The organism is Parabacteroides sp. 20_3, from assembly GCF_964238835.1.
GTDB lineage: Bacteria > Bacteroidota > Bacteroidia > Bacteroidales > Tannerellaceae > Parabacteroides > Parabacteroides distasonis.
Genome location: NZ_CAXSNO010000002.1, coordinates 266,934 through 293,505 on the forward strand (window position 1 = coordinate 266,934; position 26,572 = coordinate 293,505).

Genomic DNA, 26,572 nt, shown 5'->3' on the forward strand with positions numbered 1-26,572 from the left:
TCGTATGGTTTTATATCTTATTAAACTTCGAACGTTGTTGATTATATTTCACCTTATCAAACCGATAATACCGGGCGGCACGATGGGCGACCCCATCTTGCATATCCTCCGTGGGTACCACGTAATCCAAGGAATTCATCTTCTTATGAAAATTACGCACGTCCATCTCACGGTTATAGATCACCTCGTACGTGCGCCTGAGCTGGAACGCCGTGAACTTCATCGGCATATAGTCGAAAATGATGGCGGGTTCCTTCTCTACCCAATTACGGATCTCCTGTATGGCAGCCTCGATAATCTCTTTATGATCGAATGGCAAGCGAGGAAGATCGTCGATAGGGCACCAACGGATCGAGTCGGATTTATCGGCCGGACACGTCTTCCTGCTATTCTTGCACAAGGCGAGATAAGCGACCGTGATCAACCGTCCGATCTTCACCTTGGAAGTCGCCTCCAGCCACATCACGTCCAACCGGTTCGAGGTACGGGCGGGAGAACCGAAACAACGGAATTGTTTCAATTGGACACGCTTCAAGCCGGTCGAATCATTCAGTATCCGATAGGCGGCGTCATCTAAATCCTCGTTCTCATAGATCAGGCTGCCGGGTAATTTATAGCCGATCAACTCGCCTTCCTCACTTTTCCGCTCCGCCAACAGCACGGTGAGCTTGTCATCATTGATGCCGAGAAGAACGCAGTCTACGGAAACATAGGGGGAAAGCATCTCTCTATTCTCGTTTTGTGTATCCATGATATCAGTAATTAGATTTGCGCAAATATAAGTATTTTTCTAAACAAAGCAATTACAAAAGGTCTTTTTTGCACCTCCTAATTGATTATTTTTCTGATATTTCAGTATCGTACATCATACAATATGCTATACAACACATAATGTAAGTAAAACAATTAGTATGAGAACAAATAATGAAGGCGCTTTCACGTACCTCTAACTTTTATTTCCTACATTTGTTATATTTATAAAACATCGGACATGAATCTAAAAAACATATACTTCTCTTGGCTGATTTATTGGGGTAAAATGAAGGGATTATTGAACGGGATAGCGGAAGCGATTATCCTACTCGCCTCCTTAGCCTCTTTCTTCGTATTGATCTACCAATTCGGCTTTGTACAGACACCCGATTCCGTCCATATCCTAGAGCGCTCCCGCCCATTCATCCTGCTAGCTTTTTTCACGGGCATAACACTCCGGTACGTGGTGAGGTTCCAAGAAATCATACAGGAGAAAATGTTGTATCTCGATATCAGCATCTATTTCCTTTTATTCGCCGTATTATCCAGCAAGATATTTTTCAAGGATGCCATAGCGCACTCTTTGCCTTATTTGTCTTTCCTTACGAAACCTCTCTTCGTATATGTCTTATTATTGCTGCTTAGCACGATTCACTTATCCCGGCAGACGTTCACGCTGATGCAGACACGGATCAAGCCCTCGTTGCTTTTCTTGCTCAGTTTCGTGTTCGTGATATTGGTCGGGGCCGGGTTGCTATCGTTGCCGAACGCCACTACGCACCGGATTCCGTTTATCGACGCTTTGTTTATCTCCACGACCTCGGTATGCGTAACCGGACTAACCACCGTCGACGTAGCCACTAGTTTCACGCATATCGGGCATATTATCATCATGATTTTAATACAGATCGGCGGTATCGGGGTCATGACATTTACCTCTTTCTTCGCCCTCTCCTTCATGGGGAAATCCTCTTTTACGAGCAAGATGATGCTGAAAGATATGTTGAACGAGGATCGGACGGGAGGGTTGTTCCGGGTCATCTTAAACATTCTTTTCGTGACCTTGTTTATCGAGGGGATCGGCGCCTATTTTATTTATATGGACGTACGGGGAAGCCTGCCGGGAGGTACGCAGCAGGAATTATTCTACGCAATGTTTCATGCCGTGTCCGCTTTTTGTAACGCAGGGATCTCTACCTTGAGCGGCAATATGTACGATCCGTTAGTGGCGGATAAGTACAACCTCCATTTCTGGATAGCCATGCTGATTATATTCGGAGGCTTGGGCTTCCCGATCGTCTTCAATTACCTGAAACTCTTGCATCACTTGCTGATGAATGGTATCAAGATATTGATCGGTAAGCAAAAGCATTATATCCATACGCCCCGTATTATTAATGTACATACGTACATTGTTGTTATATCTACCTTGATCCTGTTAATTACCGGAACGGCTTTCTACCTCTTTTTCGAGTATGACAATACCTTGGGCGACCTTCCCCTGCGGGGGAAACTGGCAAATGCGTTCTTAGGCGCCGTCACGCCTAGAACGGCAGGATTCAACGTAGCGGATATGGCTACATTGGCCCCTCCGACCTTAATGCTGACGTTGATCCTTATGGTAATCGGAGCCGCCCCTATGTCCACCGGCGGCGGCTTGAAAGTGACCACCGTTTTCGTAGCTCTGGTTACGACCTTGAACGCCGCACGTGAGAAAGATAAAGTGGAAGTGAGAAAACGGGAGATCGCCCCATTCGCTATCCGCCGGGCATTCGCTATCATCATGATGTACTTCATGTGGGTGGCGATCGCTACGTGGGTATTATCCTATACGGAAAAAGGGGCGCCGCTGTTCTCCCTATTGTTCGAGGTTGTTTCCGCCTTGAGTACCGTAGGCTTGAGTATCGATTATACCCCTCACCTCACCCCTATCGGGAAAATCATCATTATCAGCACGATGCTGGTCGGACGTATCGGGGTATTGGCCTTCCTCGTAAGTTTCTGCAAGGAATACACGAAAAAGGACTATACATATCCACAAGAAAATATATTAATGTAAAAATAAGATAGCATGAAATATTTAGTAATCGGATTAGGGAATTTAGGACGTGCGATAGCGAAGGACTTGACACGTGTCGGCAATGAGGTGATCGGCGTAGACATGGATCTGCATCGTGTCGATATGCTAAAGAACGACATAGCGGGGGCGATCGCCTTGGACTCCACGGACAAAGAGGCATTGAGCACCCTGCCATTGAGCGAGATGGATGCCATTATCGTAACATTCGGTAAGGATTTCGGGACTTCCGTTCAGACCGTCGCTTTATTGAAGAGTCTGGATGCGGGCAAACTGATCGTGCGGGCGATCTCATCGATCCATGAGACTGTGATCCGTGCGATCGGGGTAAGCGAGATTATCACACCGGAAGAGGATTTCTCTACGATGTATACCTCCCAAGCGTCTTTAGGCGGCCTGTTCAGGCATTGGTATAAAGTAACCGATACGGAACATCTCTATAAGATCAAGACACCGGCCACTCTTGTCGGGCAAACGATCAAAAATATTGATTTCGAGGAGAATTTCGGCATCCATCTGGTAGCGATCGAACGTCCTTACGAGAAAAAGAACCTGATCGGACTCACACAAACAGAATACAAGGTTATCAGCCGCATCAGCGAGGAATTGGTGATCGAGGCTGATGATCTACTGATCTTATTCGGGAAGATGGAGCTATTAAATAAAATAGCCAACATCTAAAACAAAACATAGGCAGACGATCACGATATAATCAGCGTCGTCTGCCTACGGCTAATATCAACGAAGCGATCAAGCCCCCGCTATCTCTATCGTATAGGAGGCATCGAAGACCTCTCCCGGTTCCAAATGCCATGCCCAATCCCGGTCTTTATACTCACCCGTATAATCCACCCGGTCGCAACGCCCATACCAAGGTTCGATACAGACAAACGGAGCGTTTTTCGTAGGCGGAGACCATAAGCCTACCACCGGAGCCGTAAAGGTGAGCGAAAGGTACGGACGTTTCTCCACATCCAATAAGTCCACCCGCTTAATCTGGCTGTCCTCCAAGATAAACGTATCGATATCGAACGTATGGATATTCAACGGCAGCAAGCCGTCCGCATCCAAAGGTACCGGACGAACCACGTCCCCTACGCACCCTTTCTCCACCAGCGCACGGTATACGAGATCTTTTTTCACATCGAAAGCGAAATACCCTCGATCCGGTTGATCCACCTCATAATTCGGGTACAGGAAAGCCGGATGAGCGCCGATCTGGAAATGCATCGTCTTATCTCCCGTATTCTTCACACGCCAAAGCACCTCCACCTTATTGCCCTCCAAACGATACCCGATCTCCAGAAGGAAAGGGAACGGATAGGCTCTCAGCGTGTCCGGGGTACTTTCCAGCGCGAAACGCAACTCGTTCTCCGCCTCATCGATCAACGTAAAATCCATATCCCGTGCAAAGCCGTGCTGCGACAGCGGATACACGGTTCCCTCGTTCCGATACTCGGCCTTCCATACGCTCCCGACGATCGGGAACAATACCGGGGAATGACGTTTCCAGAAAGCGGGGTCCGCTTGCCAGAGATACTCCTTTCCCGTAGCGTTCGCTACGATACTACTCAACTCCGCTCCATGTTCGGAGACACGGATCGTTAGTTCTTGATTTGATACTGTCTTCATTCCTTATGATAAGTTTAGTAATTGTTCGGCGGGAAGTCCCTTGCTTTTCAAGAAACCGTTCAAAGTCCCGAATAATAAGGGCTGTCGCCGGAAATCTTCCAGATAAACCCGTTTCAGGCAGTCTACCGGCATCGATATCGGAACGTATGGGATCAAGTTTCCATGCTCATAACGATAGAGCACCTCATCCGTAGCTTGCAGCGAGGCCAACCGCCATTCCTTATCCCCCACCGAGGAAGGCTGCTTCACCTCCAGACAGGCGTTACACAGCATCGAGAAAAAGCGGGAATCAGGCGTAAAGCCCGTGTGCTCCTCATCAAAAAAGAAGGTATCGTATTCCTTTTCCAATTGTGCCGTAAAATGGTTCAAGATAGGCTCCTTCTCATACTTGCAGGACAACAGGGAATAATTCTCGAACAGGCAAAGCTCGCCCAACGACTGATAGTCCAGCTCAAGGACCAGAGAAGGCTCGGCAGACTGGGCCGGCTCACCGGGTTTCTCATACAAAGGGATCACGTACATGCCTATCTCCGGCCCCACCAGCATCCGGCTGTCCTGTCTGAAAAAGGGCATCGCTTTCTTGCTCTTTTCCACAGGTATCCCTTTGCGTTCCTCATACAAGCCGATAGACTCCCTAAGCAAGGAAAGCCCATACTCGATCTCCTCTTGCGGCACGATATGCATCAACCCCTTCGCCGGAAGCGTGAAAAAGGAATCAGGCCCCGAGGTAGTCCGAAAGCTTTCGACAAAAGCGTTCAATGATACTCTACAATATAAAACCATACAATCTGTTTTTTGCCTCGCAAGGTAGAAAAATATTATCAGAACCGATATGCCTTCCGACAAGAATTTATCTTATTACGCAAGATCACTGCAACCCGGGTTGCAGTAAAAAGCAGTTCTACTTTGTAAAAGGAGTTGACTCGCATATCAAAATAATCATTATCTTTGTTCGGAATAACAAGCGAGTAAAAAAAGACCGTACCGTAAATCAAGTATAAACCAATATAGTATACAATTATGAAACGTCGTGATTTTTTAAAGACCAGTGTCATCGCTAGCGCGGCTCTATCCTTAAATTTTGAAGGTCTGCAAGCGGCCCTTTCCACGAACACCGTAGCCGTAGAGAAGGCTCCCGATATGGTAGCCGTTATGGGTGGAGAGCCGGAGGTGATGCTAGATAAAGCCTTGGAAGCCCTTGGCGGTATCGGAAACTTCGTAAAGAAAGGACAAAAGATCGTAATCAAGCCGAATATCGGTTGGGACCGCTCTCCTGAATTGGCCGGTAATACGAACCCCAAATTAGTGAAAGCCTTGGTCAAGAAATGCTTGGAGGCCGGCGCCTCTAAAGTGACCGTATTCGACCACACCTGCGATAACTGGCAGAAATGCTATGAGACGAGCGGGATCGCCGAGGCCGTAAAAGAGGCCGGAGGTATCATCATGCCTGCCAACGATGAGAAATATTTTAAGGAAGTATCCATTCCGGGTGGCGTGAACCTGAAAAGCGCCAAGATCCATGAGGCCCTGATCGAGGCGGACGCATGGATCAACGTCCCCGTATTGAAGAACCATGGTGGGGCGAAGATGACTTGCGCCATGAAGAACTATATGGGAATCGTATGGGATCGCCGTTTCTTCCATCAAAATGATTTGCAACAATGTATCGCCGATATTTGCACTTGGCAAAAGAAACCGGTATTGAACATCGTGGACGCTTATCGCATCATGCACCAAAACGGCCCGCAAGGAAAGAGCGCGGCCGATGTGGCTACCTTGAAATCCTTGATCGCCTCCACCAATATCGTCGCTATAGACACCGCCGCCCTTCGCCTGTTCAACCAAGTGAAGAAGCTGGATATGGCCGCCGTAGGTCATATCGGTAAAGGCGAGGCTTTAAAGCTGGGTACAACGAATCTGGATAATGTCACGATCAAACGTATTAAGATATAATCGAGGATGAAGAAGCCTAATTACTTAAAAGGATTGCGGGTCGTACTCGCGATCCTCATTTTCGTACCCATACTTTTATTCTTCGTTGATTTCGCCGATGTATTGCCGGACAACCTGCACACGTTGTTGCATCTCCAGATCATGCCCGCTATTTTAGGGGGAATGGCGGGGTTGGTAGTCTTCCAATTCGTATTGGCTTTATTGTTCGGCCGGATCTATTGCTCGGTTATTTGCCCGGCGGGCGTATTGCAAGATATTATCAACCGGGTTTTCTGTATCGGAAAGAAGAAAAAGAAAGGAGTACGCAGGTTCAGCTATCATAAGCCCATGAATATCTTACGGTACTCTATTCTCGGGCTTACATTCGTACTGGCTGTTTTCGGGATGATCGAATTATGTACGTTGCTAGATCCGTACAGTAACTTCGGCCGTATAGCGAACAACCTGTTCCGTCCGGTCGTCATGTGGGTCAATAACCTGCTGGCCGACGGATTGGCACGGATGGATAACTATACGCTTTATCACGTCACGATTAGCAACGTGACGGTATTCGGCGTGATATCCGCTTTGGTTGCGCTACTCGTATTCATCATCATGGTCGTATTCCGGGGAAGGTTGTTCTGCAATACGCTTTGCCCGGTAGGAACGCTGTTGAGCCTGATCTCCCGGTATTCGTTTTTCCGGATCTCCTTTGACAAAGAAGCCTGTACGCATTGTGGTAATTGCGAGCATACTTGTAAGGCGGAGGCGATCGACAGCAAGAACCTCACCGTAGATACCTCCCGTTGCGTAAATTGCTTCAACTGCGTGTCCTCGTGCGCTAAAGGAGGATTGCAATATCGTTTCAAGCCTTCCTTCAAGAAAGAAGCCGAAACAGCTCGCATACAAACGGACGTGATCCAACAGGCTACCGCTCCGAACAGCCGCCGTACATTTCTCTCGGCAGGGGCTACCGCCGCGGCCTCCCTCCCGATCGTATCCACCATTGCCCAAGGAATGGAAAAAGGGCATGGCAAAGGGCAGCACGGGCAAGGTAAGCACGGCAAGAAATGGCCCCCTATCGTACCGCCGGGAGCGATCAGCTTAGAGCGTTTCAAGGATGTATGTACCGGATGCCAGATTTGCGTGACTCAATGCCCGAGTCATGTACTACGTCCCACGGGACTGGAGTACGGCTTTGATTATATGTTGAAACCCCGTATCGCTTACATCGACAGTTATTGCAACTACGAATGCACGGTCTGCTCGGAGGTTTGCCCCACGCACGCTATAAAACCGCTTACTAAGGAAGAGAAAGCTACTACGCAAGTGGGCATCGCCACCTTCTTCATCAACCGCTGTATCGTAAAGACGGAGGGGACGGACTGCGGGGCCTGCTCGGAGCACTGCCCTACCCAAGCCGTGCATATGGTTCCTTACGAGGGCACGCTTACCATCCCGCAAGTAAACCCGGATCTTTGCATCGGTTGTGGCGGCTGCGAATCGATCTGTCCCGTACGCCCGATGAGAGCGATCATCATTAAGGCGAACGAGGTTCACAAGTTCGTGGAGAAGCCCAAAGAGGAAGAGGTGAAAAAGGTAGAAATAGATGACTTCGGATTCTAAGAGAAAAATGCTACCTTTGTCACAAATTTTTGATACATGACATTTGAATTACAGTATAACGATACGAAATCGAACGCTAGGGCGGGCTTGATTACCACCGATCACGGGGTAATCGAGACGCCTATTTTTATGCCCGTGGGTACGCAAGGTACGGTAAAGGGTGTACATATGACCGAGCTAAAGGAAGATACCAAAGCACAAATCATCTTGGGGAATACGTACCATCTGTATCTTCGTCCCGGTATCCAGATCTTGGAGCAGGCCGGAGGCTTGCATAAGTTTAATACATGGGATCGCCCGATATTGACCGATAGCGGGGGGTTTCAGGTATTCTCCCTTTCCGACAATCGTAAGCTGCATGAAGAGGGAGCCGAGTTCCGCTCGCATCTCGACGGCTCCAAGCATATGTTCACGCCGGAGAAGGTGATGGATATCGAACGCTCTATCGGTGCGGATATCATCATGGCCTTCGATGAGTGTTGCCCGGGAGATGCCGACTACAATTACGCCAAGCAATCACTGGGCCTGACCGAGCGTTGGCTGGATCGTTGTTTCGCCCGCTTCAACAGCACGGAGCCGAAATACGGCTACCGGCAAAGTCTCTTCCCGATCGTACAGGGATGCGTCTATACGGACTTGCGGCAGAGGGCGGCGGAGAACGTGGCCCGAAAAGGCGCCGATGGAAACGCTATCGGGGGATTGGCCGTTGGTGAGCCTACCGATAAGATGTACGAGATGATCGAGGTCGTGAACGAGATCTTGCCGAAAGATAAGCCTCGTTACTTGATGGGCGTAGGAACCCCGATCAATCTGCTGGAAGGGATCGAACGAGGCATCGATATGTTCGACTGCATCATGCCGACCCGTAACGGACGCAACGGCCAACTCTTCACCCGCTTCGGTACTATCAATATGCGTAACAAGAAATGGGAGAACGATTTCTCGCCAGTCGATCCGGACGGACATTCCTACGTGGATACCTTATATAGCAAGGCTTATCTGCACCACTTGATCAAGGCGAAAGAAATGCTTGGCTTACAGATCGCTTCTATCCATAACCTCGCTTTCTACCTATGGTTGGTGAAAGAAGCGAGGGCACATATCATCGCTGGCGATTTTACTACATGGAAAAGTGGTATGGTCCGTCAATTAGCGAACCGGTTATAAAAAACGAGACAGATGAAATTTAAACTAAAACGGATCGATTGGTATATCATCAAGCAGTTTCTGGGCACGTACGTGTTCGCTATCGCCTTGATTATCTCTATCTCCGTCGTTTTCGATATAAACGAGAAGATCGATAAGTTCTTGAATCCGGATGTCCCCTTGAAGGCGATCATCGTGGATTATTACTTGAACTTTATCCCCTACTTCGCCAATTTGTTCAGTCCGTTGTTCACATTTATCGCCGTGATCTTCTTCACGTCGAAGCTAGCGGATCGTTCGGAGATCATAGCGATGCTTGCCAGCGGTATGAGTTTCCGTAGGTTAATGCTTCCTTACGCAGTCTCGGCTACGATTATCGCTATCGTGACGTTTATCCTAAACGCTTACATCATTCCCCCGGCGAATGAGACTCGTATCGATTTCCAGAACAAGTATATCCGCAACAAGAAGGTGGACTACGTAAAGAACGCCCAATTGGAGATCGAGCCGGGTATTATCGCTTATTTCGATAGCTATGACGCTCGCTCGAACATGGGATACCGTTTCTCTCTGGAGCATTTCGAGGATAAGAAATTGATCTCCCGTCTGACCGCCAAGTCAATCAAATACGACTCGCTTTATCAATGGACCGTTATCGATTATATGATCCGTGATTTCGATGGCATGCGGGAACATATTTCCCAAGGCTCCCGTAAGGATACGACCTTGACCATCGTGCCCTCGGACTTCCTGATTTCCGTGAATGATTGCGAGACGATGACAACGCCCGAGCTAAATACGTATATCAACCGACAGAAAAAAAGAGGTATCGGGAATATACAGACCTTCCAGATCGAGTATCATAAGCGCTTCGCCACGATCATGGCGGCGTTTATCTTGACTTCTATCGGAGCGTCGTTGTCTTCCCGGAAAATAAAGGGAGGTATGGGTATGAATATTGGTATCGGATTGGCGTTGAGTTTTTCTTACATCCTGTTTATGACGGTTACTTCCACCTTCGCTATTAATGGTTATGTGAGTCCTGCCGTAGCGGCCTGGATACCGAATATAGTTTATACATTTATAGCGATATTCTTATATCAGAAAGCACCAAGGTAATTGATTAACTCCTATATTGGTATAACTCTGCCAAATTTCATCCAGTTGTAGAGACGGGGTGTGCCCCGTCTCTACAACCTAGGATTTTCAATTATTTCGTGAAATTAAGTCCAAACTCTAACGTTTTTGCGTTCGGAAGTAGTTGCAATACCATATCTACCATTTGCTGATAATTCTCCGGAACCATCGGTTTCAAGATAGGAGCTATCATGGTCAAAACCGGTACGATTAAATCCTTATCCGCATAAAAAGTAGCCTCACTTCCATCCACCTTCATGTTAAGAGGTAGACCATAATAACCTCCTAAATCAACCAAAAGCTTCATGATCTCGTCAATAGAGATACCAGCGGCCTCCAATTTGTCACCAGCAGCCTGTTGTAATAAAGTAGTCAAGACTGTCACATAATTTTTATCCACAGCCACCATAAATTTCCCGTCTACCACACAATATTGGATACTTGCCATTTTCGTGATCTCACCGATTCCTTTATCCTCAGAAGCCCCTATAGGTCTCCAAGAAACATCGAAGATTCCATCTTCCGGTAAGTTAACATTTACAACGCTTACTTTGCCCCAAATCAAGTTACTGATAACTGGCTTTATCATACGCACGAGATCATCGATCGTAGAATTTCCGGTAACGATATTCGCATAGATAGCTTCCACGCCCGCTTTCAAGCTCCAATTACCTACGATAGAAGAAGTTAATTTACGAGTATAAACAACAGAAGCTACGCCCCCTTTCACCGTACCATTTACCGATACCACGCAATCGCCAACCGTACTCTCGCCGGTAAACGTATAAGTGCCGTCCGCTTCCTTCAATGCGGCATCAATAGCGACCGACTTATTTTCGGGGATGATATTGTTCAAGGTTACTGATGCCTTCTCCGCAGAAGAAGCGGCAATCACGACCGATTTACCGTCAACAGGGATTGTCACTTCACCCATTACCAGATTTACGCTCTTACCCTCGTATGTTTTCGACAGGTCTTGCCAGTTACCGGAAGAACTTGAATCGTCATCATCACCACATGCCGTAAAAAAACCCATCGTGCAAATCACGGCAAATACATACAACAAACTCTTTCTCATGACTCTTGTTTTAAATTTAACATAAATAGCTATTAATATTATCACAAATATATCCATTCCAACTTCCACTAACAACAATAATTTAATATCAGATGTTCGATTCCTGTGTTTAGATCAAAAATTCACTACTTTTGTCGTATCAAATACTTAAAAACAATCTATCATGAAGAAAGTGTTTATCTCAATGGCCTGCGTATTAATCGCTCTATCCGGTTGCACGAATGGAGGAAGCAATAAAGAATCCATGGAAGTCGTACTGAATATCAAACGGAAAGTAAAACCCGAATGTGTCTCCGCCTTAAAGGAATCATTCTTGAAATGCAAGGAAAGCACGTTGCTAGAACCGGGATGTATCGACTACGGCATGTACCAGTCCCTCACCGATAGCACCGAATTCTTTATCGCCGAAACTTGGAAAAACGACGGGGAATTACAAAAGCACGGCGAAACCGCCCATCTTAAACAACATCTGAATGAGATCAAAGATATGGGAGACCCTTCCTATAAAGGTAGTTTCCGGAAGATTTATGTCTGCCCGAGTGTAAATGACTAATCATTAAGAATTGAAGATTAAAAATCAAGCTTCACATAAGCGTTTATTTTCAATCTTCAATTCCCTATATTTAATTACAAAAGATCTGACGCTAACTCAGATAACTCGCTTCGCTCGCCTTTTATCAAGTTGATATGGGCGAACAAGTCCTGTCCTTTCATCTTGTCGATCATATAGGCCAAGCCATTACTTTGGGCGTCTAGATATGGGGAGTCAATCTGTTGGATATCTCCCGTGAAGACCATCTTCGTTCCCTCTCCCGCACGGGTGATAATCGTCTTGATCTCATGCGGCGTGAGGTTCTGGGCCTCATCGATGATACAATAAGTCTCGGACAAGCTACGACCCCGGATAAAGGCCAACGCCTCGATCACCAACTGGTTGTTCTTCTGCATATCGTCGATCTTACGGACATCGGGATTACCCGGGGCAAACTGAGTCTTGATCACGTTCAGGTTATCGAATAGAGGTTGCATATAAGGAGCGACCTTTTGCTTCTCGTCACCCGGAAGGAAACCGAGATCCTTATTCGCCAAAGCGACGATCGGACGGGCCAAAAGTATCTGTTTATACGTGCCGGCTTGTTTCAAGGCAGAGGCCAACGCCAACAACGTCTTTCCGGTACCGGCCTTTCCGGTCAGCCCCACCAGCTTGATATTCGGATCGTTCAACACCTCGAAAGCGAAACTCTGCTCGGCATTACGGGGCTGGATACCAAAGTTCGTGCCTTTATCCACCTTCTTGATCTTATCCGTAAACGGATTGTAGCGAGCCAATACACTATTACGTACGCTTTTCAAGATAAAGCATTCGTTCGGGTCGAGCTTAGACTTGATATCCAACGAATCTGCGTCCACGCCTTCCGGAGAGCTGTAGATCTTGTCGATCAAATCGGGGTCTATATTCTCATAGGTCTCTTGCGCACGCTCGAAAATATCTACATTCACGACCTTATCCGTGATATAATCCTCAACGGGAATACCCAAAGAACGAGCCTTCATACGAAGGTTCACATCCTTGCTGACCAAGGTTGTCTTGATCTTCGGATTCTTCTCGGCGATCGTCAACGCACAAGACAAGATACGGTGATCTGGCGTTTTATCCGGAAAAGAATGCGCTATTTTCTCCTGGTACTTATCACCGGTCACGATATAGAGTGTACCTTTTCCCGGTCCTAGTGAGGCGCCTTTCAAGAACAGGTCATTACTGGTCAATAAGTCTAGCTCCCGAACAAACTCACGGGCATTATAATTGATCTGCTCACTCCCCTTCTTGAACTTGTCCAACTCTTCTAATACCACGATGGGTAGATAGATATCATTTTCCTGAAAGTTCTCGATGCACTTATAGTCATGTAATATGACATTCGTGTCCAACACAAAATTCTTCTTTGCTCCCATGGCCTTTCGATTTAATGATTATTGCTTCTAATATAAGAACAATTCTGACACGTTGATAGTTCAGGCCTGCTAAAATTAGTTACACACACCAATAATTTCGTCATATTGACCAATTCAAGGAAAAATATGTATCTTTACGAGGATTAAAAAATAGAGGAGGGTAACGTCATGTTCACAAATTTCAATTTCCAACAAATACTTAGCGCATTCATCGTATTATTCGCTGTTATCGATATAATCGGAGCTATTCCCATCATCATAGACCTAAAGGATAAAGGCAAGGATGTCAATGCGTTGAAGGCAACCCTAATCTCCTTTCTATTGTTATTAGGGTTCTTCTACGCCGGGGATATATTACTCAGGCTTTTCCATGTGGACATCGAGTCGTTTGCCGTGGCCGGCGCTTTTGTGATCTTCCTCCTATCTTTGGAGATGATTCTCGACATAGAGATTTTCAAGAACCAAGGGCCGATCAAGGAAGCTACGTTGGTGCCGCTGGTATTCCCGTTGCTAGCCGGAGCGGGATCGTTCACCACTTTGTTGTCGCTCCGTGCGGAATATGCCAGCGTGAATATTATCGTAGCCTTGGTACTGAATATGCTATGGGTCTACTTTGTTGTCCGCATGACACGCAAGGTAGAGAAAGTCTTGGGGAAAGGTGGCATATACCTGATCCGTAAATTCTTCGGTATCATCCTGCTGGCGATCTCCGTCAAGCTATTCATGAGCAATATCACCCTGCTAATGGAACAGATAGAAGCGAGTACGAAAGCAATATAGGATTTCCTTTAGAAGAGCATCCAGTTTCATCCTATTGAAACAAAGAGTTCATTAGGATGAAACTACAAGGTATCTATTATTTTCCGAAACGAGATGTGTCTATCGAATCATGTTCCCTCTCCTTGTAACCACCAAACTTCCAGACAAAAGATAATTTCAGACATCTCTCATCATTCAATTTCCTCATCCGGCTCCATTGATTGCCTTGGTTTATCTTGATGGTACGTGGAATGCTGCTGGCGAAAATATCGTCTCCTTTAAGTGTCAAGCTGGCACGGTCATTCAAGAAAGTCCATTTTAATCCAGCGGATATCTCATACATGGAACCCAAGTCGTATATACCTTGGATGGCACCGGGAGTCACGTATTGGCCGTCTATCGTCATTTTTAAATTCGGTTTATCACATAGGTTAAATGTGTTACTCATATGCGCTAACCCGAGATAAGCCTCACGGTTATATGAGATGCCGTGGAAGTTATCATTCTTCTCTTGCATCCTCCAACCTCGCAGTGTGATGCGGCTATTCCAAAAACGACCCACATTAAAAGGAATGATCACCGCCAATCCCGCTTCCAGACTATAATCCATATTCTCGAAACGAAAAACGGTCTTCAGTTCCGTATCGCTTTGATAAAGAAGTTGGGCGAAATAATCCGGCGTGTATTCACAGAACGCTACCAGCATATACTTTTGGCGGAAGATATAGACCATCTGCCCCTCATACGTGCGATAAGGTTTCAACAAGGGATTTCCCGCCACCTCCGAGTAAGAGTTTAGAGGCGTTACTTGCGGGGAGACTTGCCAATAACCGGGATAGGTCTTATCGCTACTTATATCGAACTGTAAAATATGTCGGGGAGAAAACGTATAGCTCAGGGATACGGTGGGAAACAACGCCCCCTCATTCCATAGGTTCATATTTTCCCGGCTAGAGGCGTAGTCAGACTTAAAATACTCCCCTTTCAGCCCGACCGTAGCAGAGAAACGCTCTCCGAAGTTTTTCGATACCTCGGCGAAAATATCAGCGATGTATTCCTTTTGTGTATTATCCTCCAACGCTTCCTCGTCCATCTCATAGCCAGCACCTTGCTCATATAAATACTCCGAATAGTTTTTCGACGAGGCGTAACCTCCATGCACGCCGTAATTCAATCCCCACCCGGAAGCGAAACTATGTGTCTTATTTAGGAATACGGACCAGCGGGATACATCCTGTCTCGTATTATTTATCATATCAGTCCGGGAACCATTCGTATTCGTATCCTGGTAATCAAGTACCGAGGGCGAATGATAACGGGTGAAATCCGCTCCTGCCGATATCCCGGCATGTCCGTCATACTGTAAACGTATATTATGAATAGCGGAGTGCCCGTCATCACGGACCAAGCTCGTACTCTCACTTTTATTTTCCGGCTTCGACAGATCCAGATATGAGGTAAAGGCATCACGGTCCGATAAGACTTTATCTCCCTTCAGATAATATGCCAAAGAGAGTTTATCCTCATTCGCGAACGTATAATCCATTCCCAGACGAACCGTTCCTCTATTTACATGGACAAGGGCCCGATTATGTTGGCTTATTTCCGTCATACCACTATTTAATGTATGGCGGGCCAACATATCCTCCCCCATCACATCCCGTCTCTTATTACCATTCAACAGGAAATCTATGCTAAAGCCCTTATTCGTATAAAGTAAATTCACATGCGCATCTCCCCCCGCATGGCGATATTGGGTGTAATCCACACCCGTTTCACCTTGCCAAGAAGGAATCTCGGACTCATTCTTACTCAATACGACATTGAGTAACGCCCCCTTGACATTATATTTAGCTGGAGCGTTATACATCACCTCAGCCTTTTCGACCCTTGAGGCCGGCATAGTTTTCAGTAACTGGATTAATTGATCTGCCGACATTGTCGTCAACTGCCCATTCAAGATTATATTCAAACGACTGGCCCCTACCAGCTCCAGATTATCATTCCGCTCGATAAGCCCCGGTAAGTCCTTGATGATCTCAAAAGCGTTCGTGGCAGTCTTATCCTTCATCAGTTGAGGGACATCATACGTCAGCTTGCCTCCCTCCAGTTTCACTTGCGGGCGTTCTCCCTTTACGGTAATCTCGGCCAACTGATAATCTTTCTCCTCCAGCACCACCGTACCTACGTTGGCGGTAGTTATCTCTTTCTCTACCATATTATATAAGATGTGTTGGAAAATAAGTCGATACGACTGGTCTAGCGGATGATTCAATCGAAAATCCCCAAGCGTATCGGTAACCACGGCATCCACATATACAGAGTCGAGGGTCTGTAAAATCACCGCCACTCCATCTACCGGCTGTTCCTTGCCATCCATCACCTTCCCGGAAATACCTTGTGCCATCATCTCACCGAGACTCATCAGCAAGCATAAAATCATGTAGTAAATAGTACGTTTCATATCGGTTTGTTTTTATCATTTTTCGTTCATACAAAAGAAACGTATTCTTAAAAGAAACTATGTTACCACTCACTTACGAAGTCTTACCTTGTCTTATCAGGAATGTTATTTAGTCTTATCGCCATTTATCAACCCCAACAAAGAGGAACAAGGTAATCTAGAAAACACCTTCGGAAAAGTAGTACGAGTGGTATCCTTTGTGCTAAATCTCACCTAAGGGAATTGCAGGAAAAAGGTTTCAAGGCCGCCGTACTCTTTGACGCAAAAACGTAAACTGAACATTAAGAGGTTCTAACTGTTGATATATCAATCAAATATTTGAAGATAACCTATTAAAAGTTGAAAATCATGTGTACAAGAGTAGTTTATTCGGGAACAAACGGGATGGTAGCGACTGGTCGCACAAGACTTTAAACCGGCGCAACCGTTCAAGTTTATGGGTGTAAAGGATCTTATTTAGTCTTGGCTAACTATTTTTTGGGATAATATGTTCCATATTTCCTTTTACAACATTTGAGTTTCAATTAATATTTATATTTGACGTCAAAAATCTTACAATATGGATAAACAGTTCCTCTGCCTTGATTCACCTACGGACTTTATGGTTGGTAAATACATATCCGCCGATGAACTCAAGGAGTTTATAAATATTCCTTGTAAGATAAAAGCTGGGGTCTTTATCCTTTGCATGGAAGGGCAAATACGCTCAACTATCAATATGTCAGAATTGACCACTTCGAAACTCAATGTTGTAACGCTATTGCCCAATAGTCGCATACAAATACATGAGATATCCCCCGACATCTTGATCTATTTCATAGCGTTCTCTTTCGATTTTATGTGTTACACCAATTTTATCAAGAGCACGATGGGTTATCTACTGATGATTTACAGGTATCCGATTATAAAAATATCCCAAAACAGGGCCAACCTGATCACGAACTTCTACGAGCTTCTCTATCAATATGCCGTATATCCCGATATCTTGAACAATAAAGAGATGATAAAGGCCATTTTCATGATGTGTAGTCAAGGTATCATAGAAATATACAGTAAAAATTACCCATTAGAGAAACAGGAACTTACACGTCCGTTACAAATCTATCAAGAGTTCCTAAATATGGTATTGAGATACTATACGAAAGAGCATAACGTATCGTTTTATGCCGAGAAGTTGGGCCTCACGTTCTCTTATTTCTCGACATCCATCAAAAAAGCGATTGGAGAGACTCCTCAAGAGATCCTCACGCAAACAATAATCATAGACGCTAAGGCTCAGTTGAAAGGGACCAACCGAGAAATCAAGAACATAGCGATGGACCTCGGCTTTAATAATCTATCGTTCTTTAATAAGTTCTTCCGTCGAAATGTAGGCATGACTCCACAAGAATACAGGGGTAAATCGTATACCTATTCTTGTTACCAGAAAACATCCGACTAGCTGAAAGCAAAAACGGAACATATTATCAAAAAGAAGAATTTCAAGGGTACCTTTTATAATTTTTACTTTTGTAGGATAATATAAAAAGACATACGATGGAAGGGCGAGAGACGGATCTAGAATACAACTTATTGATGGGGCTTACGGGAGCTAGCGTTAGCAAACATTTATTGGATGAGCATTTTACACTTTTATGGGCAAATGACTTCTATTACGATATGATAGGTTACCCCAAAGAAGAATATGAAGCTCTTTTCCACAATAAACCCGATTTGTATTTTAAAGGTTATGATGAAGCTTGGAATATATTATCCAAGAATGTTTACGAGACGATAGCTAATAAAGCCAGCGGTTACGAAACCGTTATCCAGATGCCAACGAGAAAAGGAAAAAGATGGACTAAAATCACCTCAACGTTTACCGACCAACTACAAGACGGCATCCCTATCTCCTATACGGTAATGACCGATGTAGAGGACGTAATGCGAAGGCGGATCGAGCAAACGATCACTTATGATAATATCCCCGGCTTCATATCCAAGCATAAAGTACATAAAGACGGCAGTTTTACATTGCTGGAGGCAAATGATAAATATATGGACTTCTCTGGTATCGATAAAAATTCTTTTTTATCTTTCAGTCCTTTCTCCCGTTTAGATGAAACAAGTCGTAATACGATGAACGCACATATCCCCTGTATGCTAAAAGGGGAACCTGTACATTTCGTTATCCAGTCGAAAGACAAAAACGGCAACGGCGCTTGGCTACAGTTGAACGGGGAATGTATCGGCTGGGAAGGCGACGAGCCTATCTATCTTATCGTTTACATCAATATCACCGACATTACCGAACAGAGGGAGTTGCAAAAGAAACTGGAGAAACAGTCAAAGCAACTTAAAGAAGCACTAAAGTCGGCGGAACAAGCCAACCAAGCCAAATCTGATTTTCTCGCCCGCATGAGTCACGATATCCGTACACCCATGAACGCCATCATGGGAATGGCGACTATAGCCAAAGCCCATGTAGATGAACATGAAAGAATACTAGATTGTATGGAAAAAATCAATGGAGCCTCTAAATTATTATTGAGTCTGATTAATGAGGTTCTCGATATGTCCAAGATCGAAAGTGGCAGGTTAATTCTTTCGGAGGATGAGTTCAATGTGGGTGAGCTCTTGCAAGACTTGGTCGTTATGATGCAACCAGAGATCAAAAACAAACAACAAACTTTAAATATACACGTCAAGAACCTTAGGCATGAGAATGTAAAAGGCGATACGCAGCGTATCAAACAGGTATTGATGAATATCCTCTCGAACGCAATTAAGTATACGCCGGAGAATGGGCGAATCACGATAGAAATCTACGAGAAGGACCCTCATAATGGCATCGGAAATTATCAATTCGTGTTTGAGGATAACGGAAGAGGTATGAAACCGGAGTTTCTGGATAAGATTTTCGAGCCTTTCGAGCGTGCGAGCGATGATGAGATCAAGAGGATACAAGGCACTGGCCTCGGGATGTCGATCAGCCATAAGATCATTCAGATGATGGGAGGAGATATCAAGGTGGAGAGTGAATATGGCAAAGGTTCCCGCTTCACCATCGACATGCCATTGGTTTGCCGGGATCAGAAGCCCGATGATAAGATAGAGGTAGAAGGTTTAGAGGTTCTTGTGGTAGATGATGATAAGATCGCTTGTCTAAACACGTCTAGCTGTTTGCAAGAGATCGGGATAAACAGTGAATGCGTATACTCAGGTAGCGAAGCTATAGAAAAAGTACGACAGCATCATTTAGCGGAGAAAGAGTATTTCGCCGTGATCATTGACTTGAAGATGCCTCAAATGAACGGCATTGAAACAACCCGGCAAATCAGACGTTTCGTGGGAGCGGACGTACCGATCATCATTCTCTCCGCATACGATCTTGAGGAATATGAGGCAGAGGCTAAGGAGGTTAAGGCCAATGGATTCATCACCAAGCCTCTCTATAAGTCCAAGCTACTCCAAGTATTGAGATCTTTCCTTGACGAAGGAGACCAGCCGGAACCGATCCGCCCATTCAAGTTATCAAACGTCGATTATTCCGGCAAGCGCATCTTGCTGGTGGAGGATAACGAGTTAAATCGTGAGATCGCCGTAGAGATCATCGGCAGCACCGGTATCACTATCGATACGGCGATAAATGGGCTCGACGCCGTACATAAAGTCGCCCAATCGGAAGAAGGATTTTACCAGATAATACTGATGGATATCCAGATGCCTATCATGGACGGTTATGAGGCGACCCGGCAGATTCGTTCCCTCCAACGAAGGGATATCGCACATATGCCAATTATAGCCATGACCGCCAACGCTTTTTCCGAAGACGTGACAAACGCTATCAAAGCGGGCATGAATTATCATTTGGCTAAACCGATTGATATTGGGGCGTTGATGGGCATCCTTAGTAAATATTTACAAGCGCCCGCATAAAGTTTATCTTGCGTATTAAAAGTTCATGTAATAAAATTGTCTATTTTTAGCGATCAATTCGATTATAAGCATAAAGAGACTTCATGAACATCAGACTTCGTTTTAAGTTAATCGCTTTGTTGATCGTCCTATCGCTGGCCGGGCTTTTGGTTTTCCAAGGATACTGGCTGAAAGGTTTATATGATACATTATATAAACAGATGGAGATCAATATAGAGGAAGCGATGAAGATCGCCGACTATAAGGAGTTGTTCCTGCGCATCCGATCTATCAAAAAAGAACAGGGAGCGCTGGGACCTCAAACCCAAGATGTGTACTTCAGCTCAGAGCTAGATCCGTCTAATAAGCAGAAGATGGACGCAAAAGCTTCGATCCTTCCGCAGAAAGAAGATCCTGACCTTAACCGGGAAGATATCTTCAAGACGGCAAATCCCGACTCACACATGAAACTACATATCGATTACGGGGATGAGGAGGACTTTAGCTCGATAGACTCTACCCTAACGGATTACCTATATGTAATCGGCGAGGTGGAGGACATGGTGCAGCAAGCGATGCACGCGAATATAGATTCTATAAAACCAATTGATTTCAAGACCTACAACAAATTATTAACCTCGGAGCTGGAGGCAAGAAATATCGTAACGGAACATGAGCTGGTAACGATTTATAAACCAAACAACGGGGACGAGAAGGGTTGGATGCATCTGGACAAGCCAGAACGATTCACTACGTGGAAAAACCCCGTGCATTTCGATTACCCGCTCCATAACGAGAGCACGTTACAATATCGCCTGTTCCTCAAATCGCCGGCTAGCGTGATACTCACCCAGATGAAAGGCATCCTGATCTCCTCCTTCCTATTGCTTTTGCTGATCATTTGCGCTTTCATATACTTACTCCGCACCATCTTAAAGCAAAAGACCGTGGAAGAATTGAAGACCGATTTCACCAACAATATGACGCATGAGCTGAAAACCCCGATCAGCGTCAGCTATGCCGCCGTAGACGCATTATTGAACTTTAGCGATCCCGTCAACGAGAAACAGAAGAAATACCTGACGATCGTTAAAGACCAACTTATCCATCTTACCGGATTGGTGGAACAAATCTTGACACTCGCCGTAGAGAACCGCAGTACCTTCCGCTTGCGCCCCGAAACCATCTCATTAAACGAGTTGGTGAACTCCCTCATCGAGCAATACAAACTGAAAGCGAGCAAACCCGTGGAGTTTACTTGCTCCATCCCCGAGGATATAGAATTGGTGGCCGATCGTACCCACCTATATAATATGTTGAGCAACCTTATCGATAACGCGATCAAATACGCCGACAAGGAACCTTGCCGCATCGAAGCGACAGCCCGGCAAGACGATCACGAAACGACAATCTCCATAACCGATAACGGCCCGGGTATCAGCGAAGCCAACCAGCGGCAGATATTCGACAAGTTCTTCCGGGTTCCCAGCGGGAATATCCACAACGTGAAAGGTTATGGCCTAGGATTATATTACGTAAAAGACATGATGGGTAAACATGGAGGAACAGCCCGTGTGGAAAGCGTCCCCGGCAAAGGCTCCACCTTTACCCTGCATTTTAAATAATAATCCGAAAATCAAGTATCAAATATGGAAAAGATAAAAGTACTACTAGTAGAAGACGAGCCTACATTGGCCATGATCATCAAGGATACGCTGGATGGGAACGAGTTCGATATCACCCTAGCGGCGAATGGCGAGGAGGGCCTCTCCCGTTATGCGGAGATCAACCCGGACATTATCGTAGCGGATATCATGATGCCCAAGATGGATGGTTTCACGATGGTCAAATTGATCCGTAAGACGGATACGCACACCCCTGTCCTATTCCTATCAGCCCGTTCCGCAGCCAACGACGTGGTAGAGGGCTTCGAGACAGGCGGCAACGATTACCTGAAAAAGCCTTTCGGCATGGCGGAATTGATCGTACGCATCAAGGCGTTACTGCATAAGGTGTCCGTCCAAAGACCGGAAGCCACCTCTTTCCGTATCGGGCTTTATACGTTCGATTCCATCACGCAGACATTGGTCTACCGGGGAGAGAAACAACTCCTCAGCAACCGGGAATCCGAGATATTGAAGCGCCTTTGCGACAATAAGGACCAAGTATTACCGATGAAAGAGATCTTGATAGACCTTTGGGGAGATGATTCTTTCTTCAACGCACGCAGCCTGCATGTCTTTATCACCAAGCTACGTCATAAGTTATCGAAAGACGAGTCTATCAAGATTTTGAATATCCGGGGAATCGGATATAAGCTGATCATCGATTGAATTGCTTCAATGCCTGTGCCATCTGGTCCGGGCATGAAGTTCCCCTTCCATGACAATCGATGCCAGACAAACGGCCGATAGCGTCTTCGATGCGCATACCTTTCAATAAGGCGCACATGCCTTGCCCGTTACCGTGGCAACCTCCTACAATCTGCACATTCTCGATCACGTCCTCCTTCGCATCGATCACCATCAACTTAGAACAAACGCCTCCTTGAGGCGTATAGGTTATACGTCGTGTTTCCATTTTCTTTTTCTCTCCTTTTTATAAACGAGTCGCAAAGGTATAAATAAATTTAACTACATTTGTAGCATCTAATTTACAAAAACATGACATACGAGGAAACGCTACACTATCTATATACCAGCATCCCGGTCTTCCAACACAGCGGAGCTTCCGCTTACAAACCCGGTCTTGGTACAAGTATCGCCCTAGATGATTATCTGGGAAATCCCCATAAAGCCTATAAGACCATCCATGTAGCCGGGACAAACGGCAAAGGCTCGGTCAGCCATCTATTGGCGGCCATTCTCCGGCAATCCGGTTTCAAGGTCGGGCTTTATACCTCTCCCCACTTAGTGGACTTCCGGGAACGCATCCGGGTGAACGGGAAAAAGATCTCCCAAGATTACGTGGTCGATTTCGTCGAGCGTCATCGTTCTTTCTTCGAGCCTCTCCATCCTTCTTTCTTCGAGCTGACGTCCAGTATGGCTTTTGAGTATTTCCGCGACCAGCAGGTAGATTACGCGGTTATCGAGGTCGGGCTTGGCGGTCGTTTGGACAGTACGAACATCATCACCCCGATCTTGAGTATCATCACGAATATCAGTCTGGATCATACGCAATTCTTGGGAGATACGGAGGAGAAGATAGCGGCGGAGAAAGCCGGCATTATCAAGAAAGGCGTACCCGTCCTTCTGGGGGAGGCAGAGAAACGCTCCGTTTTCGACCTCTTCCAGAACGAGGCGAGAAAGGCAGGAGCACCCTTCCACTACGCCTTGAGCATGGGAATGCTGGAGGGGACCGGAGGGTTGTCGATGGTACACTGGAAGTTCCCCTCCATAGAATACGGCGAGGTGATCGGCGAGCTTGCCGGAGAGGTACAACAAGCCAACGCCATCACGGTGTTCTCCGCCCTGCACCTGCTCCGCGAGAAGTGCGGCGTTGACATCCTGCCCGAGGCCGTCCATGAAGGGTTCGGGCACGTGACCCAACTGACGGGTTTGATGGGCCGCTGGCAAACCTTGCGGACAAAACCGACCGTCATTTGCGACACCGGGCACAACGTGGGTGGATGGAAACACATAGCGGAACACCTGAATGCCATGAGAAGCCGTTTCCGCGAAATTTATATGATCGTCGGTATGGTGAACGACAAGGATATCGACGGCGTATTATCCTTGATGCCACCAGATGCTTCTTATTTCTTCACGCAAGCCTCCGTGGAGAGAGCGATGCCCGTAAAGGATTTCGCCATGAAAGCCATGCGGAAGGGACTGCCCGGAGTCCTTTGCGAAACGGTGAAAGAGGCGGTCGAGAAAGCGTTAAAAAGTGCCGACAAGGATGACTTGATCTTTATCGGCGGAAGCACCTTTATCGTAGCGGACGCTCTCCCCTTGTTCATGAAAGAAGACGAATACAAATAATATAACTCTATAAAACAAATATCATGATAGAAAAAATTCATCAGAAACTAAGCGACTCGAAAGTCGCACGCTGGAGTGTACTCGCTTTGGCGGCATTCACGATGCTTTGCGGATACTTCCTTACGGATGTAATGGCTCCGCTTAAACCGATGTTGGAAGAACAGCTAAGCTGGACGAGTACGGAATATGGTTGGTTCACCAGCGCTTACGGTTGGTTCAACGTATTTCTTTTCATGTTGATTATTGGTGGTATCGTTCTGGATAAGATGGGTGTCCGTTTCACGGGTGTCGCCTCCTGTATCTTGATGATTATCGGTTGTTCCATTAAATATTACGCCATCTCGGACGCGTTTACGATGGAAGGAGAGCTTTTCGGATGGAAAGCGCAAGTGATGGTGGCCGCCCTCGGATACGCGATCTTCGGTGTCGGCGTGGAGACCGCCGGTATCACGGTATCTAAGATTATCGTACGGTGGTTCAAGGGAAAAGAGATGGCGTTGGCTATGGGCTTGGAGATGGCTACGGCTCGTTTGGGTACGGCCTTGGCTTTATCTATCACGGTTCCCGCCGCCAAGTACTTCGGTAGTATCTCCGCTCCTATCTTGCTTTGTCTTTGTATGTTGTGTATCGGTTTGATCGCCTTCCTCGTATTTTGCGTGATGGATCGCAAGCTGGACGCTTCGATGGACGCTATCGAGCAAGCCGAGGAGGAAGAGCCTTTCCGTTTGAAAGATATCTTATTGATCGTTACCAATAAGGGTTTCTGGTTGATCGCTCTGCTTTGCATATTATTCTATTCGGCCGTATTCCCCTTCTTGAAATACGCTACGGACTTGATGGTCAATAAATATAACGTAGATCCGGAGTTGGCGGGAAACATCCCGGCTATCTTACCTTTCGGCACGATTCTTCTGACTCCGTTCTTCGGTAACTTATACGACCGCAAGGGTAAAGGGGCGACGATCATGATCTATGGTGCCTTGATGTTGATCGGCGTGCATTTATTATTCACACTTCCGATCTTGAATCAGTGGTGGTTCGCGACAATCGTGATGATCGTATTGGGTATCGCTTTCTCCTTGGTTCCATCGGCGATGTGGCCATCTGTTCCGAAGATTATCCCGGAGAAGCAATTAGGCACGGCTTATGCCTTGATTTTCTGGGTACAGAATATCGGTCTGAGTATGGTTCCTTTATTAATCGGCTGGATATTGGATACGTATTGCAAAATAGACAATGGTACGGGCAAACCGGCTTACGACTATACGATACCGATGGCAGTCTTCACCTGCTTCGGTGTACTCGCCCTCTTCATCGCCTTGATGTTGAAACGTGAGGACCGGATCAAAGGCTACGGCCTTGAATTGCCGAACATCCAAAAGGACGCCGATAAAGCCGAGGCCGAGATAATCGCTAAAGAGATGATCGCGGAGCCTTAATAAAGCTCATAACCCTAAATAAATGGAAGGCGCTGTAAACTTGATTTACCGCGCCTGTCTTTTTGATGACTGAAAACCATCGTCATTGGAACACACAAAAAGTTCGTTTGAAAAAGAGGAGTAGCGAAACAACTACAAATTGTAGCCAGTTGGAAAGACTAATAAGATAGGGACCGTAAGCTAAAACACTATAATCTTGACATTATGATCAAAATAACAGAATAACGATGTCAAGACCTTTTTACGAATAGAGGAAATGAGGGAGAAACCTATGATGAAATCATACGTTTTCCCTCATTTCTTTACATAAACACCCCTGTTTAGACCCAAAAGTAATAGAGTTAGGTAACACAAAAGGCTGTATTAGGCAACACAACCGTATGCATTAGGTAACGCAACCGTATGTATTAGGCGATACATAAGGAAGAAACAGCCCTCGCATCCTATAGAATCAATCGATACACTCGTATAAAATGGCTATTTTCACCTAAGAGTATGAGATACGATGAATTAATCTCGCTAGAATGAAAGGGCCTATTTCCATAAAGCACTACAAGACAATTAAATGCTATTATTCTATCCCATTTTCGGAAGTAAGGCGTACCTTAGCCCGGAAAAAACGCTTCTCCGGGAGTTCAGATAACAGAATGTCAAAACGTCAATCCTCCTCTTTTACACGTGATGCCTACGACTATGTCC

The 26,572-nt window shown here is 45.9% G+C and carries 21 protein-coding genes and 1 pseudogene; 15 read left to right on the plus strand and 7 right to left on the minus strand.

Going from position 1 to position 26,572, the window contains the following annotated elements:
- Positions 1-10: 10 nt before the first annotated feature.
- Positions 11-751, minus strand: coding sequence for an NUDIX domain-containing protein (locus tag ACESPU_RS04950; protein WP_005862814.1), 741 nt, complete (start codon positions 749-751; stop codon positions 11-13).
- Between the two features lie 240 nt (positions 752-991).
- Between ACESPU_RS04950 and ACESPU_RS04955 the strand changes: the two genes are divergently transcribed.
- Entirely contained in the window at positions 992-2,812 is a 1,821-nt protein-coding gene (locus ACESPU_RS04955) for a TrkH family potassium uptake protein (protein WP_005857461.1), read from the plus strand.
- Positions 2,813-2,824: 12 nt separating this feature from the next.
- The gene (locus ACESPU_RS04960) at positions 2,825-3,511 is read left to right on the plus strand and encodes a TrkA family potassium uptake protein (protein ID WP_005862816.1); all 687 of its coding nucleotides are present in this window, start codon (positions 2,825-2,827) and stop codon (positions 3,509-3,511) included.
- A 69-nt stretch (positions 3,512-3,580) separates the two neighbouring features.
- On the opposite strand, the gene ACESPU_RS04965 is transcribed toward ACESPU_RS04960, so the two are convergent.
- Entirely contained in the window at positions 3,581-4,462 is an 882-nt protein-coding gene (locus tag ACESPU_RS04965) for an aldose 1-epimerase family protein (RefSeq protein WP_121772626.1), read from the minus strand.
- Positions 4,463-4,465: 3 nt separating this feature from the next.
- On the minus strand, positions 4,466-5,245 hold the full coding sequence (locus tag ACESPU_RS04970; protein WP_373133174.1) for a hypothetical protein: 780 nt from the start codon (positions 5,243-5,245) through the stop codon (positions 4,466-4,468).
- Between the two features lie 237 nt (positions 5,246-5,482).
- On the opposite strand from ACESPU_RS04970, the gene ACESPU_RS04975 reads away from it, so the two are divergent.
- Genes ACESPU_RS04975 through ACESPU_RS04990 form a run of 4 tightly spaced genes read left to right on the plus strand, consistent with a single transcriptional unit; the run spans position 5,483 to position 10,285 of the window.
- A complete protein-coding gene (locus ACESPU_RS04975; RefSeq protein WP_005862822.1) occupies positions 5,483-6,415 on the plus strand; it encodes a DUF362 domain-containing protein in 933 nt (310 codons plus the stop codon).
- A 6-nt stretch (positions 6,416-6,421) separates the two neighbouring features.
- A complete protein-coding gene (locus tag ACESPU_RS04980; RefSeq protein WP_005862824.1) occupies positions 6,422-8,020 on the plus strand; it encodes a 4Fe-4S dicluster domain-containing protein in 1,599 nt (532 codons plus the stop codon).
- Between the two features lie 36 nt (positions 8,021-8,056).
- Positions 8,057-9,187 (plus strand): tRNA guanosine(34) transglycosylase Tgt, encoded by a 1,131-nt coding sequence (tgt, locus tag ACESPU_RS04985; protein ID WP_005862826.1) that lies wholly within the window; start codon positions 8,057-8,059, stop codon positions 9,185-9,187.
- 12 nt (positions 9,188-9,199) lie between these two features.
- Positions 9,200-10,285: an LptF/LptG family permease gene (locus ACESPU_RS04990; RefSeq protein ID WP_022192194.1), complete on the plus strand. Its 1,086-nt coding sequence runs from the start codon at positions 9,200-9,202 to the stop codon at positions 10,283-10,285.
- A gap of 91 nt (positions 10,286-10,376) precedes the next feature.
- On the opposite strand, the gene ACESPU_RS04995 is transcribed toward ACESPU_RS04990, so the two are convergent.
- On the minus strand, positions 10,377-11,381 hold the full coding sequence (locus ACESPU_RS04995; RefSeq protein ID WP_005862830.1) for a DUF4925 domain-containing protein: 1,005 nt from the start codon (positions 11,379-11,381) through the stop codon (positions 10,377-10,379).
- Positions 11,382-11,544: 163 nt separating this feature from the next.
- Here ACESPU_RS04995 and ACESPU_RS05000 point away from each other — a divergent pair, with 163 nt between their 5' ends.
- The gene (locus ACESPU_RS05000; RefSeq protein WP_005857478.1) at positions 11,545-11,934 is read left to right on the plus strand and encodes a putative quinol monooxygenase; all 390 of its coding nucleotides are present in this window, start codon (positions 11,545-11,547) and stop codon (positions 11,932-11,934) included.
- A 74-nt stretch (positions 11,935-12,008) separates the two neighbouring features.
- On the opposite strand, the gene ACESPU_RS05005 is transcribed toward ACESPU_RS05000, so the two are convergent.
- Positions 12,009-13,334, minus strand: coding sequence for a PhoH family protein (locus ACESPU_RS05005; RefSeq protein ID WP_005857480.1), 1,326 nt, complete (start codon positions 13,332-13,334; stop codon positions 12,009-12,011).
- 168 nt (positions 13,335-13,502) lie between these two features.
- On the opposite strand from ACESPU_RS05005, the gene ACESPU_RS05010 reads away from it, so the two are divergent.
- Complete coding sequence (locus ACESPU_RS05010; protein WP_005862832.1) at positions 13,503-14,114, plus strand: MarC family protein; 612 nt, start codon at positions 13,503-13,505, stop codon at positions 14,112-14,114.
- A gap of 76 nt (positions 14,115-14,190) precedes the next feature.
- Here ACESPU_RS05010 and ACESPU_RS05015 read toward each other — a convergent pair whose 3' ends face one another.
- On the minus strand, positions 14,191-16,557 hold the full coding sequence (locus ACESPU_RS05015; protein ID WP_259009601.1) for an outer membrane beta-barrel family protein: 2,367 nt from the start codon (positions 16,555-16,557) through the stop codon (positions 14,191-14,193).
- A 186-nt stretch (positions 16,558-16,743) separates the two neighbouring features.
- On the opposite strand from ACESPU_RS05015, the pseudogene ACESPU_RS05020 reads away from it, so the two are divergent.
- The 5 genes and pseudogenes from ACESPU_RS05020 to ACESPU_RS05040 all read left to right on the plus strand — a co-directional run.
- A pseudogene (locus tag ACESPU_RS05020) lies at positions 16,744-16,821 on the plus strand (cysteine hydrolase); the annotation flags it as partial.
- 295 nt (positions 16,822-17,116) lie between these two features.
- Positions 17,117-17,998 (plus strand): AraC family transcriptional regulator, encoded by an 882-nt coding sequence (locus ACESPU_RS05025; protein ID WP_036612620.1) that lies wholly within the window; start codon positions 17,117-17,119, stop codon positions 17,996-17,998.
- 95 nt (positions 17,999-18,093) lie between these two features.
- Entirely contained in the window at positions 18,094-20,475 is a 2,382-nt protein-coding gene (locus tag ACESPU_RS05030; protein WP_121962080.1) for a response regulator, read from the plus strand.
- Positions 20,476-20,558: 83 nt separating this feature from the next.
- Entirely contained in the window at positions 20,559-22,079 is a 1,521-nt protein-coding gene (locus ACESPU_RS05035) for a HAMP domain-containing sensor histidine kinase (RefSeq protein ID WP_347171964.1), read from the plus strand.
- Positions 22,080-22,103: 24 nt separating this feature from the next.
- Entirely contained in the window at positions 22,104-22,787 is a 684-nt protein-coding gene (locus ACESPU_RS05040) for a response regulator transcription factor (protein ID WP_005862877.1), read from the plus strand.
- Here the strand turns inward: ACESPU_RS05040 and ACESPU_RS05045 are convergent.
- Positions 22,777-23,034, minus strand: coding sequence for a TIGR03905 family TSCPD domain-containing protein (locus ACESPU_RS05045; RefSeq protein ID WP_005862879.1), 258 nt, complete (start codon positions 23,032-23,034; stop codon positions 22,777-22,779). The genes ACESPU_RS05040 and ACESPU_RS05045 overlap by 11 nt on opposite strands.
- A gap of 83 nt (positions 23,035-23,117) precedes the next feature.
- On the opposite strand from ACESPU_RS05045, the gene ACESPU_RS05050 reads away from it, so the two are divergent.
- Both ACESPU_RS05050 and ACESPU_RS05055 read left to right on the plus strand, forming a co-directional pair.
- The gene (locus ACESPU_RS05050; RefSeq protein ID WP_158532530.1) at positions 23,118-24,434 is read left to right on the plus strand and encodes a folylpolyglutamate synthase/dihydrofolate synthase family protein; all 1,317 of its coding nucleotides are present in this window, start codon (positions 23,118-23,120) and stop codon (positions 24,432-24,434) included.
- 23 nt (positions 24,435-24,457) lie between these two features.
- Entirely contained in the window at positions 24,458-25,873 is a 1,416-nt protein-coding gene (locus ACESPU_RS05055) for a nitrate/nitrite transporter (RefSeq protein WP_373133175.1), read from the plus strand.
- Positions 25,874-26,572 lie beyond the last annotated feature (699 nt).